Source organism: Sphingobium xenophagum, assembly GCF_002288285.1.
Taxonomy (GTDB): Bacteria; Pseudomonadota; Alphaproteobacteria; order Sphingomonadales; family Sphingomonadaceae; genus Sphingobium; species Sphingobium xenophagum.
On record NZ_CP022745.1, the window covers coordinates 608,859 to 625,419 of the forward strand.

A 16,561-nucleotide genomic window follows, 5' to 3' on the forward strand; every position below is an offset into this window, starting at 1 on the left:
TTTCTTACCTCAGCCTACGAGAATGGCGGTGTCGGAAGTGAAGGCGAACTTCGGCACTTCCAGGTTCTTGGGCGCGGGGCCTTTGCGGATGCGCGCGGCGGTATCGTAGGACGAACCATGGCATGGGCAGAAATAGCCGCCATATTCACCCCGATTTTCACCTTCGCCCGCGCCCAGCGGCACGCAGCCCAGATGGGTGCAGACACCCATGGTCACCAGCCACTGCTTCTTGCCATCCACGGTGCGCTCTTCCAGCGTCTGCGGATCGCGCAGCGTGGAAGGGTCCACCTTGTCGGCTTCGGCGATTTCCTTTTCCGTCAGCTGGCGCACGAAAAGCGGCTGGCTGCGGAAGGTGGTCTTGATCGCCTGACCCGGCTGGATGGCCGAAAGATCAACTTCGGTCGATGCAAGCGCCAGCACGTCGGCGCTGGGGTTCATCTGGTCGATCAACGGCAGGACGACGGCAACAGCGCCGACCCCCGCGAAACTCACCGCAGCGATGTTGATGAAATCGCGACGACGCACCCCATCATCGCCGGATAGACCCGTGCTGTCTGTATGTTCAACGATCGCCATGCACCTTAACCCTTGCAAGAACGTCCCTGATCCCGCCGGAGCGCCGTTTCCGGCGCCTTTATGTCAAGGAATTCGGATGGCCATGCGAAACGGCCCCGCCTTCCCCCCGGCGTGGTTCGCGGGCCTGATAACCTCAGTGCGCGCTCTTTGCCAACAGCAAAGTCACTGACCCTATGACAATTTGCCCCGCTGCATTATGGCGCGGGTCATGCGTATAGCCCTTTATCAACCCGAAATAGCGGGCAATGTCGGCGCGATCCTGCGCCTGGCCGCCTGTTTTGCCGTGCCGGTGGATATCATCATGCCAACCGGATTCGCCTTTTCCGACGCGCGCCTGAAGCGCGCGGCCATGGACTATGGCGCGTCGGCCGATGTCACCCGCCACGCCAATTTCGCGGCCTTCGACGCCGAACGCCGCGCGCAGGGCCGCCGCCTGCTGCTGATGAGCGCCCATGCGTCGGAGCGGTTGCCCGACGTTGCCTTCCACGCCAACGATGTGTTGCTGATGGGATCGGAAAGCGCCGGCGTACCGGAGGCGGTACGCGACATGGCCGACATCCGCATCCGCATTCCGATGGCGGCGGGGTTTCGATCCTTGAACATCGCCGTTTCCACGGGCATCGCCGTCGCCGAAGCCCTGCGCCAGACCGGAAAGTTCCCGCAATGACCCCTGCCCCGATAACCCCAGCCCCCGTGCCTACCGTCCCCTTCGCCCTCGATTCCCGGCAGCAGGCCGCGCGCGCCTGGTTCGAATCGCTGCGCGACCGAATCTGCGCCGCGTTCGAGGCGATCGAGCGGGAGGCCGGCAGCGAGGCCCGCTTTGCCTACACCCATTGGGACCGCGAAGCCGAAGGGCAGGCGCCCGGCGAAGGCGGCGGCGGCGTGCGCGGGGTGATGAAGGGCAAGATTTTCGAGAAGGTCGGCGTCAACGTCTCCACCGTCGGCGGGGAGTTCGCCCCCGGATTCGCGCAGACGATCCATGGCGCGACCGAAAACCCCGCTTTCTTCGCCACCGGCATCAGCCTGGTCGCGCATATGGCCAATCCCCACGTTCCTGCCGTGCATATGAACACGCGCTATCTGGTGACGACCAAAAGCTGGTTCGGCGGCGGCGCGGACCTGAACCCGCCCTTGCCGCGCGAGGAGGATACGGCCCATTTTCACGATGTGCTGAAGCGCGCCTGCGATGCGCATGACGGGGACTATTATCCCCGCTTCAAGGCGTGGGCCGACGAGTATTTCTACATTCCCCATCGCGGCGTGCATCGCGGGGTCGGCGGGATTTTCTACGATCATCTGGAATGTGCCGACGATGCCGGGTTCGACGCCAACTTCGCCTTTACCCGTGCGGTGGGCGAGGCTTTTCTGGAGGCGTATCCGCCGATCGTAAGGCGGCGCATGGGCGACGAATGGAGCGAGGCGGACTATGCCCAAATGCTGGAATGGCGCGGCCGCTATGCCGAATTCAATCTGGTGCATGACAGGGGGACGCTGTTCGGCCTCAAGACCGGGGGCAATATCGAGGCGATCCTGATGAGCCTGCCGCCCATGGCCAGCTGGAGCTAAGGCGCGATGGTGTCGATCCCGGTCGAGCCGGGGATGGTGGCGGCGGTCGTCACTCATCTGGAAATGCGGGCGCGCCCCCGCCCCGCGCCGATTCCACCCGCCCCGCTGCAACTGGTGCGATGGAAGGCGCCGAAGATCGATACCTATCGCGCCCTGTTTCGCCGGGTGGGCGAACCATGGCTGTGGTTTTCACGGCTGGTGATGAGCGACGAATCGCTCGCCGCGATCATCCATGATCCGATGGTCGAGATTTACGCCGTTGCTGATCCACGCGGGATCGAGGTCGGATTGCTGGAGCTGGACTTCCGCGCGATGCCCGATTGCGAACTGACCTTTTTCGGGCTGGTGCCGCAACTGAACGGCAAGGGCCATGGCAAATGGCTGATGGCGCAGGCCAAGGCGCTGGCAGGGCGCAAGGGGGTGGAGCGATTCTGGGTCCACACCTGCACGCTAGATAGTCCCGCAGCGCTGGGATTCTATATCAAGGCCGGGTTCGTCCCGACCAGGCGCGAGATCGAGACATTCGCCGACCCGCGCCTCGCCGGTATTTTACCGCGCGACTGTGCGCCGCATGTGCCGTTGCTGGATCAGTCCGCCAACGCCTGACGATAGAGGCGGGCGATCATGACCAGCATATAGACCTGGATGGCTGTCGAAATGGCAGCGCCAGCGACTCCGCCGATCAGCCGCGCGGCTTCCGCGCCGCCGATGAGGCCGCCGATCAGACCGAAGATCGCCTGCGCCGCCGTGCTGGCGATCGCCGACACAATCAGGGTGATGAGAATGAAGGCCAGCAGCCGCCAGAAATGACCGCGCGTGAGCGACCATGACTGACGCAGCGAGGGCATGACGCCAGCGCTGCCGTCAATCACGACCGGATTGAGCAGCATCAGCCGGATACTGGCGAAGAGCGCCAGCCCGACCAGCCCGAATCCCAACAGAACCCCGCCGCCCGCTGCCAGCGGCTTCGACACCAGCGACAGCAGGATCATGACGGTAACCAGCACCATCGCAGCCGCCATCAGCGCCCCGATCACCACCAGGGCCGTACCGATCAATACGGGCAGGCGATTGAGGCCCAGGCGCAGCGCTTCGCCGACGCTGATGCCGGGACGCAGGGCCAGCGCGAACAGGGTGAGCGATCCGAACCAGACCAGAAGGACCGCCACTATCAGTCCCAGCCAGTAGCTGAGGGGAACCGCAGGCATGGTCGATGCGGTGGGCGAAAGCGACCAGGCGGCGAGTTCCGGCGGGGTCATTTCCTGCAGGATCAGGCCCGGCAGCGCCACGAACAGCAGCGCGACGGGGAAAAGCAGCGTGGCTTCGCGCGCGACGAAGGCCACGGCCTCCTCCCATGCCTTGCCAATGGACATCGTTGCCATATCTTGAACTGCCTGCCTGATCGCTGCGTAAAACCGGGTCGAGACTTGATCGCTCGCCCGGCCCAAGTCAAGGAAGGGTCATGAGCCAAATTTTGCCCTTTCCCCCTGACGTCGAATGGCGCGTGGACAGATCGCCTGTCGCTTACCCGCAAGCGCTGGCGGACATGGAGGCGCGCGCCGCCGCGATCCATGCGGGCGAAGCGGACGAGCGGGTCTGGCTGATCGAGCATCCGCCGCTCTACACCGCCGGGACGAGCGCCGATCCGGCGGAACTGATCGACCCGCGCTTTCCGGTCCATGATGCCGGGCGCGGCGGGCGTTATACTTATCATGGGCCGGGGCAGCGGATCGGCTATCTCAATATCGACCTTGGCAAACGCGGCAAGGATGTCCGCAATTTCGTCCATCACCTCGAAGGCTGGATGATCGCGGCATTGGGCGATCTGGGCATTGCCGCGCGGCGAGCGGAAGGGCGGATCGGCATCTGGACCGACGACCGCGACGGGCGGGAAGCGAAGATCGGCGCGCTGGGCATTCGGGTGCGGCGCTGGGTGACGCTCCACGGCTTTTCGATCAATGTCGATCCAGACCTGACCCATTTTACCGGCATCGTGCCATGCGGGATCAGCGAATATCCCGTCACCAGCATCGCAGCATTGGGCGGCAGCGCCTCCATGGCCGCGCTGGACGATGCTTTACGGGCGCATTTCCCTGCTTTTCTCAATCGCTTGGGCCGATGCGGCACGGGGGTTGAGCAATGCGGAACGGGCCGCTAGGGTCTGGCCTTTCGCCGGGCGAGGCTGCCGGGCCTGAAGGAGACCTGGATGCGCCGTAACGCAATGACCGTAGCTTTCGCCATGCTGTTTGCGCTTGCCGCGTGTGGCAGTGCCGACAAGGGCGGCAACAAGGTCGAGATGAAGGATATGGAAGTGGTGGACGGCACTGCGACCGATGCCATGACCGATCTGGACGGGGTGCAGAGCGAAGGCACGGCGGTCGCGATGCCGAATAGCAATGCAGCCGACAATGCGGCGGCCGCTCGTCCCAAGCCAGCCGAGCAAAAGGCGCAGGCCGAAGATGCGGAGGTTCTGGCCGATCAGTGACGGTTCAGCCCTGATATAGTTTGTCGAGAGAATAGGTGGGGGATGCAGGACGTCCCTTTGGAGAATATCGTTTCATGAGCTTCCGTTCCTCGTTGCGCCCTATCCTTGCGGGTTTCGTGCTGGCCGCCGCGCCGATGATGGCGCAGCCCGCCGCCGCGCAGTTTTTCTGGTCGCCGCCCGACCTGTCGGCCCCGCCGCTGACCGATGCGGCCGCCGCGACCGCGATGGGCCTGCCCGGCGCGACGGCGGCGGAGATCAAGGCCGGGCTGGTGTGGAACCTGCGCGCGGCGCTCAATATCGCCGCATTGCAATGCCAGTTCGAACCGACGCTCCTGGCGATCAGCAACTATAACGCGATGATCGCCCATCACGACGCGGAACTCGATTCGGCGCAGTCCGTGCTATTGGGCTATTTCCAGCGGACCGTGGGCAAGGGACGGCCCGGACAGGCCGCGTCCGACCAATATGGCACGCGCATCTATTCGGGCTATTCGACCGTGCAGGCGCAAAAGGGCTTTTGCCAGGCGGCCACTGTGGTCGGGCGGCAGGCGATCTTCGCCGATCGCGGCACTCTGCATGAAGTGGCGCGCAATGGGCTGGCCTCGATCAAGAAGTCGCTCGTGGTCGCGGGCGAGCAATATTATGGATCGCCCGGCTACGACTATAGGGTCGCCATGCCCTCCCTGGCCGCCAATTGCTGGAAGAAGGGCGTTTTGCAGCCCGAGTGCCAGCAGCAATGGAATGCGCAAAAGGGCGAGGCGCAGCCCTGACCGGCGTTACCGCAGGCCCAGATATTTATGGGCCTGCACCGTCAGCCGCCAGCGTGGGCGATCCATGACCAGCGCGATCGCAGCGCGGGCATTATCCTGTGCATGAGGATCATCGAGCGGCTGAAGCAGATGATGGGCGAAGGCCCATTGCTCCATCGCCGCCACATCGGCAATGCTGTGTCCGCCACCGGGCTGGGGCCAGACCAGCTTCAATTCATGGCCTTCGCGCTGAACGACATCGCTGCCAGCCTTGGGACTGATACAAATCCAGTCGATGCCGGGATGGACGGCCAGCGTGCCGTTGCTTTCGATCGCGATGGTGAAGCCGCGGGCGTGGAGCGCGTCAACCAGCGCATCATCGACCTGCAACATCGGCTCGCCGCCGGTCAGGACGATGTAGCGGCCAGCATCGCCCGCGCACCAGAAAGCCAGGGCTGCATCGGCCAGCGCATCGGCATCGGCGAATTTGCCGCCGCCATCGCCGTCGGTCCCGACGAAATCGGTGTCGCAAAATCGGCAGATCGCCTGCGCGCGATCCTGTTCGCGCCCGCTCCACAGGTTGCAGCCGGCAAAGCGCAGGAATACCGCGCGCCGCCCGGCCTGCACCCCTTCCCCCTGCAGGGTCAGGAACATTTCCTTGACGGCATAGCTCATCGTCCGCCGCCGTTCAGGGCCGGGCGGCGTAGATGGTGGGATCGGGCAGGCCAGCTTCCTCAAACCCCTTGGACCGCAGACGGCAACTGTCGCACAGGCCGCAATGCTTGCCGTCCGGGGTGGGATCATAGCAGGACCAGCTGACCCCGGCATCCAGCCCCAGACGATGCGCTTCACGCACGATGTCCGCCTTGCTCATATGTTGCAGCGGCGCGTTGATGCGAATCGGATGGCCCTCCACCCCCGCCTTGGTCGCGAGGGCCGCCATGGTCTGGAAGGCGTCGATAAATTCGGGGCGGCAATCGGGATAGCCCGAATAGTCGAGCGCGTTAACGCCGATGAAAATGTCGCTGGCCCCGGCCACTTCGGCCAGCCCCAGCGTCAGCGACAGGAAGATGGTGTTGCGGGCGGGCACATAGGTGACGGGAATATCGTCACCCACCCCGCCCTTTGGCACAGCGATGTCGGCCGTCAGTGCCGACCCGCCAAACGCCGTCAGATCGAGCGGGAGGACGATGTGGCGCATGGCGTTGAGCGCCTGCGCCACTCGTCCGGCCGCGCGCAGTTCGACGCGATGGCGCTGGTTATAGTCGATCGACAGGGCCAGCAGATGATAGCCGGCTTCCCGCGCCAGGCCGCCCGCGACCATCGAATCAAGGCCGCCCGACAGCAGGACGACGGCGAATTTTCGTTCATTGGAACCCATGGCCCCGCGCTACCGCCCGTGACGCGCCAGTGCAAGCGGCGCAATCATGGTCCGATTACTGGCAGTCGCCGATGCGCCGGGCTTCCATTGCAAAGGCGAAGGGGGCGCCATCGGCAATCCCCTGCGAATTGATCTGGACCAGCCGGGGCGTTTCGACGCGCAGGTCGGTGCGGCCATTGCCCGCAGCGGCGCAATCATAGGTGATGGTCGCCATGGTCGGGGCGTCGCTGACCACGAAGCTGCGGCACAGCGTGCGGCCATGGCGGACCTGAAGCAACTGGCGCAGATCAGTGATGCACAGCTTGCGGGTCTGGCCGTCTTCGCTGCCCTCCCCGCGTTCGTGCAATTCCCATTGGCCAGGCTGCAACGGACGCAGCGCCGCGAGCGACGGGCCCTGGGCAGCTCCGGCCCAACTCCCCGTCATCATCGCCGCCGCGACGGCCAGCGTCCGCAGTCCGTTCCTTGCCATGATATTACCTATGTCCCGCCATGGATTACGCGCCCGATGGGCCGCAATCCGCCTACCCGACAGATGAAGCCCAATTGCGGCATTTTGATAGCGCGCGCGGGCAAGTTTGCCCAAATTACAAATGTCGTTAGCGTAACGATCCGCTCAATGCGCCGTAAAACTGTCGAGCGCGAGCGGGAAAATGCGCGAGCAAAAAGCGCAATCGACCCCGATAATGCCATCGCTGCCCGCCATTTCGACCCGCTCTTCCGCCGGAAAGCGGCCGATCACGTCACGGATATGGGCGATGTCGCAGCGGCAGCCCTTGGCCAGCGGCGACGGCTCCATGACCCGTACTTCGGGCTCCTCATGGAACAGGCGCCAGACGATGTCGGTCAGCGGCAGCGTCTCGTCGGTCAGTTCCGCCTGGCCCAATGTGATGCCCAATGCCTGGACATGCTCCCATTCCGGGTGATCGTGACGGACATGCAGCCGTTCCCGCCCCACTTCGCCTTCCGGCAGATGCTGGATCAGCATGCCCCCGGCGATGCAGCCCTGCCCCGCGTCATGGCGGGTGCCCATGCGAATGATGCTGGGGATCTGTTCGGACTGGAAGAAATATTGTTCCGCCGCATCGGCCAGCGTTTCGCCGTCAAGCGGCACGATGCCCTGATAGCGTTCGCCGGTGAGCGACTGGTCGAACGTGATGGCGAGATAGCCCTTGCCGAACAGGCCGAACAGCGTCGGGTCCGGGCCAAGCTCGGCCAGCCGGTCAGCGTCGAACTTGGCATAGCCGCGCAGTTCGCCATTCTTATAGTCAGCGACCAGCAGCCGGACGACGCCGGTTTCGGTCTGCGCCTGTAGCGTCAGCTGCCCGCCCGCCTGCTTGAGCGTGCTGCCCAGCAACGCGGCAAGCACCAGCGCCGACGCCAGCAGCCGCTCGATCGGCGGGGGATAGGCGTGGGCGGCCAGAACCTGATCCAGCACCGGCCCCAGCCGCACGATTCGCCCGCGCGCATGACGCGACGGAATGGTGAAGCCGATGGCATGGTCGATATGAGGAGGCAGAATGACGATTCCTTGTGATCCGCCCGACCCCGGTTGCGGGATCGGGCGGCAATGCATTCACCCGAATATAGGGCGGCTCTAGAGCTTTCCAAGCGCCCAGAGCAGGACCGACTTCTGGCCATGGATGCGGTTTTCCGCTTCGTCCCAGATCAGCGACTGGGGGCCGTCGATCACGTCTGCGACGACTTCCTCGCCGCGATGGGCGGGCAGGCAGTGGAGGAAGCGGGCCTGCGGCTTCGCCCCTGCCATCAGCGCGGGTGTGACCTGATAGGGCATCATCGCCGCCAGCTTTTCTTCCGCATGGGACTGGCCCATCGAAATCCAGGTATCGGTCACGACCACGTCCGCGCCGGCCACCGCCGCCACGGGATCGCGGGTCAGGGTGATGCTGGCCCCCAGCGCCTGCGCCGCTGCCGCAAAAGCGGGATCGGGATCATAGCCCTGCGGCACGCCGATGCGGACGTCGAACTTCAGCAGGCCCGCCGCCTCGATAATCGAATGGAGGACGTTATTGCCGTCGCCCAGCCAGGCCCACTGGCCGCCCGGAAGCGCCAGCCCATGTTCCACCACGGTCAGCAGGTCCGCTACGATCTGGCACGGATGCGACAGGTCGGTCAGGCCGTTAATGACCGGGACGGTGGCGTAATGGGCCATTTCCTCGATCTTGGCATGATCATCGGTGCGGATCATGATCGCGTCGCACATGCGGCTGAGCACGCGGGCGGTGTCCGCCACCGTCTCGCCGCGGCCGAGCTGGCTGGTCGCGCCGTCGAGGATCAGCGATGTGCCGCCCAGCTGGCGGATCGCCATGTCGAACGACACGCGCGTGCGGGTCGAGTTTTTTTCGAAGATCATCGCCAGCGTGTGGCCCGCCAGCGGCGCGTCAGCATCGGCGCGGCCCTTGGGCCAGCTGGCCCGCGCGGCCTTGCGGTCGATGGCATCGGCAATCATCGCGGCAATGGCATCGCCGCCTGCGTCGGACAGGTTCAGAAAATGTCTGGTCATTGGTAACAACCCCCTCGACCGTTCGGGCTGAGCGAAGTCGAAGCCGCTTCCTTTCTTGCGGAAGAAAGACGACGCTTCGACAGGCTCAGCGCGAACGAAGGTAAAATCAGGCCGCCTGGGCCTCCGCATAGCTGCGCGCGCCCGCGGACAGCTTTTCGACACATTCGGCGATATGGCTTTCGTCAATCACCAGCGGCGGCAGGATTCGGACGACATTCTGCCCCGCCGACACGGTCAGCAGACCATGATTGTCGCGCAGATGGGCGACAAAGCCGCGCGCTTCGACACTGTCGTTGAGCTTCACGCCCAGCATCAGCCCCATGCCGCGCACGTCTTGGAACAGGCCGTCATGATTGGGGATCAACTGTTCCAGCGCAGCGCGCAGGCGCGCGCCGATCGCTTTCACATGATCCATGAAACCGTCGGCCATGACCTCTTCCAGCACGGCCAGACCCGCCGCCATGGCGAGGGGATTGCCGCCATAGGTGGTGCCATGGGTGCCAAATACCATGCCTTTGGCGGCTTCCTCCGTCGCCAGGCAGGCGCCCAGCGGGAAGCCTGCGCCGATGCCCTTGGCCACCGACATGATGTCGGGCGTAATGCCATATTGTTCATGCGCGAAGAAGGTGCCGGTCCGGGCATAGCCGCACTGGACCTCATCCAGGATGAGCAGCAGGCCATGTTCGTCACATGCCTTGCGCAGGCCGGTCAGGAACTCATGCGTCGCTGGCGTCACGCCGCCTTCGCCCTGCACCGGCTCCAGCAGGAAACCGGCGGTATTGTCGTCGATCTGCGCCAGCGCGGCCTCCAGATCGTTGAACGGCACCACGGCAAAGCCGGGCAGCAACGGTTCGAACCCGTCGCGCATCTTGGGCTGGCTGGTGGCCGAGATCGTCCCCAGCGTCCGCCCGTGAAACGCATTGTCGAAGCTGATGATCTTGTGCCGGTGCGCCTGGCCATTGACATAATGGTAGCGGCGCGCGGTCTTGATCGCGCATTCGACCGCTTCCGCACCCGAATTGGCGAAGAACACGGTATCGGCAAAGGTCGTATCGACCAGCTTCTGCGCGAATTTTTCCCCCAGCGGCATGCCATAGAGGTTGGACACATGCATCAGCGTCGCGGCCTGATCGGCAATGGCCTTCACCAGCCTGGGGTGGCCATGCCCCAGCAGGTTCACTGCAATGCCGCTGGCAAAGTCGAGATAGCGCTCACCGCGCTCACCGATCAGATAGCAACCTTCGCCTCGCACCGGACGAACATCGCACCGGGGGTAAACGGGCATGAGCGGCGTAATCGACATGAGCCTTCCCTTTCTGGGCTTGATGCGCGTCCTTGCACGAAGGACTGGTGGTACAACGCAAAAAGGCGGCCCCCGCCGGGCCGCCCTTTGCGAGCATCGCCTATACAGACGCCATGTTTGGGGTGCAACCCCGCAACACGGGCCAGTCAGACCATGCTGGCATTCCTGAAAATGCGCGATAGCGCGCATGTCACAGGCCGCATCTTATCCGATCTGATTCCAGGCGTCGGCGATTTCCGCGATCAGTTCACGCGCCTGATCGACCGGCTCCGCCGACCTTTCCTTGGCGCCGACGAGCAGCAGGCGGCGCGCTTCGCGATAGATTTGCGCCAGCCCGACGGAAATGTCGCCGCCCTTGTCGAAGTCCAGGCTCGATTCGAGCGCGAACAGGATCGACATCGCCCGCGCCTGCTTGTCGGATACTTTCATCCGGTCGCCCTGGCGTTCCGCCAGCGCCGCCGCTTCCATCGCGATCAGCAGTTCGTCGAACAAGATCTTGACCAGCGCATGAGGGGTCGCGCCTTCCGTCCGGCTGCCCGAATGGACCGCTGCATAGCGCCGCGCCGCCATATTGCCTGCATAACCCTGATTGTAGAACATCGTCCTGCCGTCCCCGATTAATTCTTGCTGTTGTTCCAGATTTCAATCTGCTGATCGAGATAGCTCTGCGTCGCCTTAAGCGCGGTCAGTCGCGTTTCCATCTTGGAATAGACGCTGGTGAGTTGCGCTTCGTAGCTGGCCATCTGTGTGTCGAGCTTTTCCAGCTGCTTGGTCAGCGTTTCGCCCAGGGTCTTATATTTGGCCTGGGATTGCGCGAAGGAACCGTCCTTCAGCTGGATCTTGTCCCGTACGCTGTCCATCAGCCCCGCCAGCCCCGGATTGGTCGCCGACGCGACCGCAGGGTTGAGCAATTGCGTGATCGCGGAAGGATCGGCCGCGATGGCCTTGTCCAGCGTGTCGGTATCAAGTTTGAGCGTGCCATCGCGATTGGTGGCGACGCCAATGTCCGACAGCGTCCTGTAGGTGCCCGTGTCGGACAAGGGCGTGGAGGTCATCGCGGACAGTTGGCGGCGCATGTCGCGGATCGAGGCTTCGCCGTTCAGCACCCCTGCGGACGATGAGTCCGCGCCGGTCGCCGTGGCCGTGTTCAGCGCCTTGACCAGCGTATTATAGGCATCGACAAATTCGACCATCAGGTCGCGCATCGACGTGGTCGGCTCGGTCGTCGCCAGCGTGACGGTGGTGCCGGGCGCGGCCTTGTTCAGGTCGATGCGCAGATTGGCGATCGCGGTGTCGATGGTGTTGGTGGCGTAATGCTGCTCCACCCCGTCGAGCTTGATGATGGCATTTTGCGGGCTGGCCTTGGACTCCATGGTCAGGCTGTCGGTACCATTCCAGGCGAAGGCAGCCAGATCATCGCCGCTGACCGAGGTCAGCGAAAAATCATTGGCCGCGCCGGTCGCGCCCTTCATCACCAGCCGCGTCCCCTGCACGTCGGTCACGACCGACGCGGTGACGCCCAGTCCCGATGCGTTGATGGCGGCGGCAAGGCCGGTATAGCTGTTGTTGCTGGCGTCGATCGTGATGGCAGCGGATGAGCCGCCGACCGTCAGCGTCAGTTCCCCTTCGCCGACCGCGCTGGCGGCGGTCGCGCCCGACACCGGGATCGACGCCAGGGTACGGCCGGAAGCGAGTTGCTGCACTTCCAGCTGGGCGGGCAATCCCTTGGGCACGCCCCCCGGCAGCGGGCTGACCGAGGCAATGCTGGTGTCGTTGGATGCGGGAACCCCCGCATAGCCAGTGCCCGACAACAAGGTGGTCAGCGCGTCGGCAAAAGTGTCCAGCGAACTGGAGGCAGACGCCAGCGCGGAAATCCGTGCGCTGTTGAGGCTCTGGCGATCGGTGATCACCTTTTCCTTCGGATCGCGCGTGGCGGCGACCAGGCTCGATACGAGCGACTTGGTGTCGATGCCCGATCCAATGCCGAGTGCGGTGGTGATATTGGAGGTGACCGATGCCATTGCGCCGTCCTTTCAGAGGAAAGAACGGCGCTAGCGGCAAGACCTTTAGGAATGATTTTCGCGCGATGTCCCGGGCGGATTATCCGTTGGCGGACGCCAGCACCTGATCGACCGTGGCGCGGCTGATCGCGCCCTGAGCAGCCTTGGCATAGGCGGCCTGTTCCACCATACGCCGGGCGATGACGGTGGCGTGTTCGACCGCTTCCTTGCTGGCGGGCGGCAACGGCACCAGAATGATAGGCACCGGCATCAGCGCCTGGATCGCGCCCGCAGCCGCTTCGACGCTGGGCGGGTTGGTCGCTGATCGCAGGTCGGCCAATATGTCGGCAATTTCGACATGAACCTTGGCATATTCGGCAACGCTGGCGACATCCTCGTCAATCGAGGCAAGGTCGACCTGCGACGCGGCGCCACGCGCGCCGGGCGCTTCGCGACCCGACCTGCCGAGCGACGCAGGCGGGACGGCCTGCACCGGGGACAGCGCGCGCGTTGCGGCCCTGTCTATCGGCGATACTTCGCTGCGTGAACCATAGTCGTTCATGACGCACCATCATAATGCGTCCCCGTGAAGAGATTACGGATGAGTGCGGCTAAACTTTAATTCACCACGATGTTTTTTTGCTGGCCCGACAGATGGAGGGCGAGAAGGATGGGGATGAGGCCCGGCCCCGGCAGCCCGGCCATGCCAGCGACGATCTGAAGCAAGGGGAGGAAGAAGGCGAGCGATGGCCCGATTCGCCCCTCCCCCGCCGCCAGAGCCAGCACTGCCACGGCAGCCAGCGCCAGCGTGTCGTAGGAGAGCATGTAGGGCGTGGCCGAAACGGCGCAGGCGAGGAACAGGAGATTGGCGCGCAGGTCGTCAGGCGCAGGGCGCTGCCGGAAACGCAGCCAGACCAGAATAGCGGCGAGCAGCGCCAGCGCCGTCTGGAGCGCGCTCGCAGCCGGGACGGGCACGCCGATGACGCGCAGGTTCATGAACAGGGTGGGCATGAACGGCCCGGCGAGATGATCGGGATCACTGAGCACCAGCGACTGGTTGGCGATGCCGGTGGCGATATAGATGTGCCAGATGTCGATGCCCCAGATCAGCGCGACGACGCCCGCCAGCGTGACGCTGGACAGGGTGGCGGCGGCAAAGGCGCGCCAGTTGCCGGTCGCGACGAACAGCAAGGGGATCAACAGGGCAAGCTGGGGCTTTACCAGCAGCAGGCCGACCAGCGCGCCTGCCAGCCAGGGGCGGCTTTCGCGCCAGCGCAGCACGGCCAGCAGGATGGCGGCGGCCAGCAGCGCGAACTGGCCCGACATGAGGCCGATCAGCGCGGCGGGCGCGGCCAGAAGCAGCGCGATGATGCGCCAGTCGCGGGTCCATAGGCGCAGGGCGACAGTGAAGCCGACAATGCCGCACGCTGTCCACAGCGACAGGGCGGGAAGATAGGGAAGCAGGCCGAAAGGGGCAGCGATCAGCAGGGCAACGGGCGGATAGGACCAGAGCTGGCCGGGATAGCCCGCGCCGACCACGGGGCCGAGCGCCGCAAGATAGGTCGGCATGTCATAATAGCGGGCCGGGTCGGCCTGCCAGGCGGCGCGGCCATACATCCAGATGTTGAGGAAATCGCGCCCGACGACCAGCGATGTGCCATCGCGGGGGATGGCTGGACCCAAGGACAGGGTCAGACAATAGGCCGGAACGAATATCAGCAGCGTAAGGCCCGCGCCGATCCATAGCAGGCGGAGCCTGTCCATGGAGGCGTTAATGCTTCTTGCCGTCGGCGTCGAAGCGCAGGTCTTCAGGAACCGTGATGAACGGCCGGTCCATCTCGCTCGCCATGCGGTTTTCGACCCGGAATACGAAGGCCAGCACGGTCGCGACCGCCATGTAGAGCCCTTCATTGACGATCTGCCCGGTGCGCGAGGTGAAATAGATGGCGCGGGCGAGTTCGGGATATTGGAGGACGGTCACGCCATTCTGGTCGGCCAGTTCACGGATGGCCGCGGCGATCGCGTCGCTGCCGCGCGCGACCACGACCGGGGCGGCATCGACGCCGGGCTTGTAGCGCAGCGCGACGGCGAAATGGGTCGGGTTGGTGATGATGACGCTGGCTTCGGCCACGGCCTGCCGGGTGGAGCCATTGAGCGTTTCATACTGGCGGCGGCGGATCTGGCCCTTGAGTTCAGGCGATCCTTCGCTTTCCTTATGCTCGTCCTTGATTTCCTGCTTGGACATGCCGAGCCGCTTGGCCCGCTGCATGATCTGCGCCGGCACGTCGATGCCGGCGATCAGGAACAGACCGCCCGCCATCACCAGGCAGGTCAGGATGAACATATTGCCAAGGTCGGCCATGGCGGGTGCGATGCCCTGCTTGCCAAGACCGATGATCGCGGTCAGCCGGTCCCAGATCATCCACACGCCGATGCTGCCAAGCAGCCCGACCTTGGCGATGGACTTGAGCAGTTCGATAAGCCCCTGGGTGCCGAAGATTCGCTTGAGGCCAGCGCCGGGATTCAATTTCGACGCCTTGGGCGCGAAGGCGCCTGGGCGGAACCCGAGCGACCCCAGCAAGGCGGGCGCGGCGATGGCGGCGAGGAAGGTCGCCAGCATGACGCCAGCCACCGGCAGGGCGATGCCGGTCAGCAGGTCCAGCCCGCGTTCGGCGGGCGAAAAATCGACAATATCGTCCCGCCTGAAGCGGAGCGCCTGTGTCAGCATGTCCGACAAGGCGTCGATCATCGAGGGGCCGGTCACCGCCAGCCAGCCGATACCCGCCATCACCACCAGCGCCGTGCCCAGTTCGCGCGACTGGAGAATGTCGCCCTTCTTGGCGGCGTCCTGCAATTTTTTGGGTGTCGGTTTTTCGGTCTTTTCGCCGCCGCCGGGACTGTCCGCCATGGTCTAGCGCCCTTCCGCGATCGACTGGGCATGATCCAGCCCTGCCTTGAGCGCGACCGTCAGCCCTTCGCCCATGATCGGCGCGGCAATCGCCAGCAGGACAAGGCCCGCCATCATCGCCATCGGCATGCCGACCGCGAACAGGTTGAGCGAGGGCGCGGCGCGCGCCAGCATGCCCATGACGATCTGCACCAGCACCAGCGCGAAGCCGACCGGCAGCGCGACGGTGACGCCAGCGCCCAGCAACGCGCCGCCAAATTCGACCAGATGCCAGACCGCATCGTTGGACAGCATCGCCGCGCCGGGGGGCAGCGCCTGATAGCTTTTGACGACATAGGCCGCGAGCAGCAGATGCCCGTCCATGCCAAGCAGCAGGAAGGTCGCCAGGATGGAGAGGAACTGCCCCACCACCTGCGTCCCCTGCCCTGACGACGGATCGACCATCGCCGCGAAATTGAGGCCCATGGCGTTGCCGATCGTTTCCCCCGCGACGAAAGCGGCGGCATAGCCGATCTGGACCGCAAACCCCATGGCGAGACCAGCCAGCACTTCGCCCGCGACCATCATCACGCCTTCAAAACTGGCGATGCCATCGGGCGGCAGGACGATGGTGACGGTGTTGAGCGCGGCAAGACCGAGCGCGAGGCTGAGGATCAGGCGCAATTGCAGCGGCACGGCGGGCGCGCCGAATACCGGGGCCGCGATGAAGGCCGCGCCGGGGCGGATCATGGCGATCAGCCAGATCCACAACTGGGCCTCTACTCCTGCGAAGCCCGGTGCGATCATTGCAGCAGGTCCGGTATCCGCTCGAAAATCTCGCGGGTGAAATCGGCGATCAGCACCATGATCGAACCACCGAACAAAGCCAGCATGCCGCCGACGACGATGATCTTGGGAATGAAGCTCAACGTCTGTTCGTTGATTGAAGTCGCGGCCTGCACCATGCCGATCACCAGACCCGCGACCAGCGCGGGCAGCAAAATGGGCGCGGCGGCCAGCGCCGTGATCCAGAGCGCCTGCTGGGCCAAGCCCATGAAGAAATCGGCGTTTTCCATCAGCCGGGCAACCCAAC

Annotated in this window: 21 protein-coding genes; 6 read left to right on the forward strand and 15 right to left on the reverse strand. The window is 64.6% G+C overall.

Features of this window, described 5'->3' with window-relative positions:
• Positions 1 to 9: 9 nt before the first annotated feature.
• Positions 10 to 576, reverse strand: a complete 567-nt coding sequence (petA, locus tag CJD35_RS02985) for a ubiquinol-cytochrome c reductase iron-sulfur subunit (RefSeq protein WP_017182854.1) — start codon at positions 574 to 576, stop codon at positions 10 to 12.
• Between the two features lie 196 nt (positions 577 to 772).
• Here petA and CJD35_RS02990 point away from each other — a divergent pair, with 196 nt between their 5' ends.
• The 3 genes from CJD35_RS02990 to CJD35_RS03000 are packed head-to-tail and all read left to right on the forward strand — an operon-like array spanning position 773 to position 2,748.
• A complete protein-coding gene (locus tag CJD35_RS02990) occupies positions 773 to 1,243 on the forward strand; it encodes a tRNA (cytidine(34)-2'-O)-methyltransferase (protein WP_017182855.1) in 471 nt (156 codons plus the stop codon).
• Entirely contained in the window at positions 1,240 to 2,142 is a 903-nt protein-coding gene (gene hemF / locus CJD35_RS02995) for an oxygen-dependent coproporphyrinogen oxidase (RefSeq protein ID WP_051034299.1), read from the forward strand. The genes CJD35_RS02990 and hemF overlap by 4 nt, the downstream gene beginning before the upstream one ends.
• Positions 2,143 to 2,148: 6 nt before the next feature.
• Complete coding sequence (locus tag CJD35_RS03000; protein ID WP_095686790.1) at positions 2,149 to 2,748, forward strand: GNAT family N-acetyltransferase; 600 nt, start codon at positions 2,149 to 2,151, stop codon at positions 2,746 to 2,748.
• Here CJD35_RS03000 and CJD35_RS03005 read toward each other — a convergent pair.
• On the reverse strand, positions 2,730 to 3,524 hold the full coding sequence (locus tag CJD35_RS03005) for a DUF7847 domain-containing protein (RefSeq protein ID WP_017182858.1): 795 nt from the start codon (positions 3,522 to 3,524) through the stop codon (positions 2,730 to 2,732). The genes CJD35_RS03000 and CJD35_RS03005 overlap by 19 nt on opposite strands.
• 80 nt (positions 3,525 to 3,604) lie before the next feature.
• Here CJD35_RS03005 and lipB point away from each other — a divergent pair, with 80 nt between their 5' ends.
• The 3 genes from lipB to CJD35_RS03020 all read left to right on the forward strand — a co-directional run bounded on the left by lipB (position 3,605) and on the right by CJD35_RS03020 (position 5,397).
• On the forward strand, positions 3,605 to 4,300 hold the full coding sequence (lipB, locus tag CJD35_RS03010) for a lipoyl(octanoyl) transferase LipB (RefSeq protein ID WP_017182859.1): 696 nt from the start codon (positions 3,605 to 3,607) through the stop codon (positions 4,298 to 4,300).
• A 48-nt stretch (positions 4,301 to 4,348) separates the two neighbouring features.
• The gene (locus CJD35_RS03015) at positions 4,349 to 4,627 is read left to right on the forward strand and encodes a hypothetical protein (RefSeq protein WP_026002334.1); all 279 of its coding nucleotides are present in this window, start codon (positions 4,349 to 4,351) and stop codon (positions 4,625 to 4,627) included.
• 74 nt (positions 4,628 to 4,701) lie between these two features.
• Positions 4,702 to 5,397, forward strand: coding sequence for a hypothetical protein (locus tag CJD35_RS03020; protein ID WP_017182861.1), 696 nt, complete (start codon positions 4,702 to 4,704; stop codon positions 5,395 to 5,397).
• A 6-nt stretch (positions 5,398 to 5,403) separates the two neighbouring features.
• Here CJD35_RS03020 and queE read toward each other — a convergent pair whose 3' ends face one another.
• The 13 genes from queE to fliQ all read right to left on the reverse strand — a co-directional run bounded on the left by queE (position 5,404) and on the right by fliQ (position 16,544).
• Positions 5,404 to 6,051: a 7-carboxy-7-deazaguanine synthase gene (gene queE / locus CJD35_RS03025; protein ID WP_017182862.1), complete on the reverse strand. Its 648-nt coding sequence runs from the start codon at positions 6,049 to 6,051 to the stop codon at positions 5,404 to 5,406.
• A gap of 13 nt (positions 6,052 to 6,064) precedes the next feature.
• Positions 6,065 to 6,757: a 7-cyano-7-deazaguanine synthase QueC gene (queC, locus tag CJD35_RS03030; RefSeq protein ID WP_017182863.1), complete on the reverse strand. Its 693-nt coding sequence runs from the start codon at positions 6,755 to 6,757 to the stop codon at positions 6,065 to 6,067.
• 55 nt (positions 6,758 to 6,812) lie between these two features.
• The gene (locus CJD35_RS03035; protein ID WP_017182864.1) at positions 6,813 to 7,226 is read right to left on the reverse strand and encodes a DUF3617 domain-containing protein; all 414 of its coding nucleotides are present in this window, start codon (positions 7,224 to 7,226) and stop codon (positions 6,813 to 6,815) included.
• Between the two features lie 144 nt (positions 7,227 to 7,370).
• Positions 7,371 to 8,330, reverse strand: coding sequence for an Hsp33 family molecular chaperone HslO (gene hslO / locus CJD35_RS03040; RefSeq protein ID WP_086485762.1), 960 nt, complete (start codon positions 8,328 to 8,330; stop codon positions 7,371 to 7,373).
• A gap of 21 nt (positions 8,331 to 8,351) precedes the next feature.
• The gene (gene argF, locus CJD35_RS03045) at positions 8,352 to 9,278 is read right to left on the reverse strand and encodes an ornithine carbamoyltransferase (protein ID WP_017182866.1); all 927 of its coding nucleotides are present in this window, start codon (positions 9,276 to 9,278) and stop codon (positions 8,352 to 8,354) included.
• A 106-nt stretch (positions 9,279 to 9,384) separates the two neighbouring features.
• On the reverse strand, positions 9,385 to 10,581 hold the full coding sequence (locus CJD35_RS03050) for an aspartate aminotransferase family protein (RefSeq protein WP_095686791.1): 1,197 nt from the start codon (positions 10,579 to 10,581) through the stop codon (positions 9,385 to 9,387).
• 204 nt (positions 10,582 to 10,785) lie between these two features.
• Entirely contained in the window at positions 10,786 to 11,181 is a 396-nt protein-coding gene (locus CJD35_RS03055) for a flagellar export chaperone FliS (protein WP_017182868.1), read from the reverse strand.
• A 17-nt stretch (positions 11,182 to 11,198) separates the two neighbouring features.
• On the reverse strand, positions 11,199 to 12,602 hold the full coding sequence (fliD, locus tag CJD35_RS03060; protein ID WP_017182869.1) for a flagellar filament capping protein FliD: 1,404 nt from the start codon (positions 12,600 to 12,602) through the stop codon (positions 11,199 to 11,201).
• Between the two features lie 79 nt (positions 12,603 to 12,681).
• Positions 12,682 to 13,143, reverse strand: a complete 462-nt coding sequence (locus CJD35_RS03065; RefSeq protein WP_086485763.1) for a hypothetical protein — start codon at positions 13,141 to 13,143, stop codon at positions 12,682 to 12,684.
• 56 nt (positions 13,144 to 13,199) lie between these two features.
• Positions 13,200 to 14,345 (reverse strand): glycosyltransferase family 87 protein, encoded by a 1,146-nt coding sequence (locus CJD35_RS03070; protein ID WP_017182871.1) that lies wholly within the window; start codon positions 14,343 to 14,345, stop codon positions 13,200 to 13,202.
• A 7-nt stretch (positions 14,346 to 14,352) separates the two neighbouring features.
• Complete coding sequence (gene flhB, locus CJD35_RS03075) at positions 14,353 to 15,489, reverse strand: flagellar type III secretion system protein FlhB (RefSeq protein WP_017182872.1); 1,137 nt, start codon at positions 15,487 to 15,489, stop codon at positions 14,353 to 14,355.
• A 3-nt stretch (positions 15,490 to 15,492) separates the two neighbouring features.
• On the reverse strand, positions 15,493 to 16,275 hold the full coding sequence (fliR, locus tag CJD35_RS03080; RefSeq protein WP_026002336.1) for a flagellar biosynthetic protein FliR: 783 nt from the start codon (positions 16,273 to 16,275) through the stop codon (positions 15,493 to 15,495).
• Entirely contained in the window at positions 16,272 to 16,544 is a 273-nt protein-coding gene (fliQ, locus tag CJD35_RS03085) for a flagellar biosynthesis protein FliQ (RefSeq protein WP_017182874.1), read from the reverse strand. Before fliQ ends, fliR begins: the two co-directional genes overlap by 4 nt.
• Between the last annotated feature and the right edge of the window lie 17 nt (positions 16,545 to 16,561).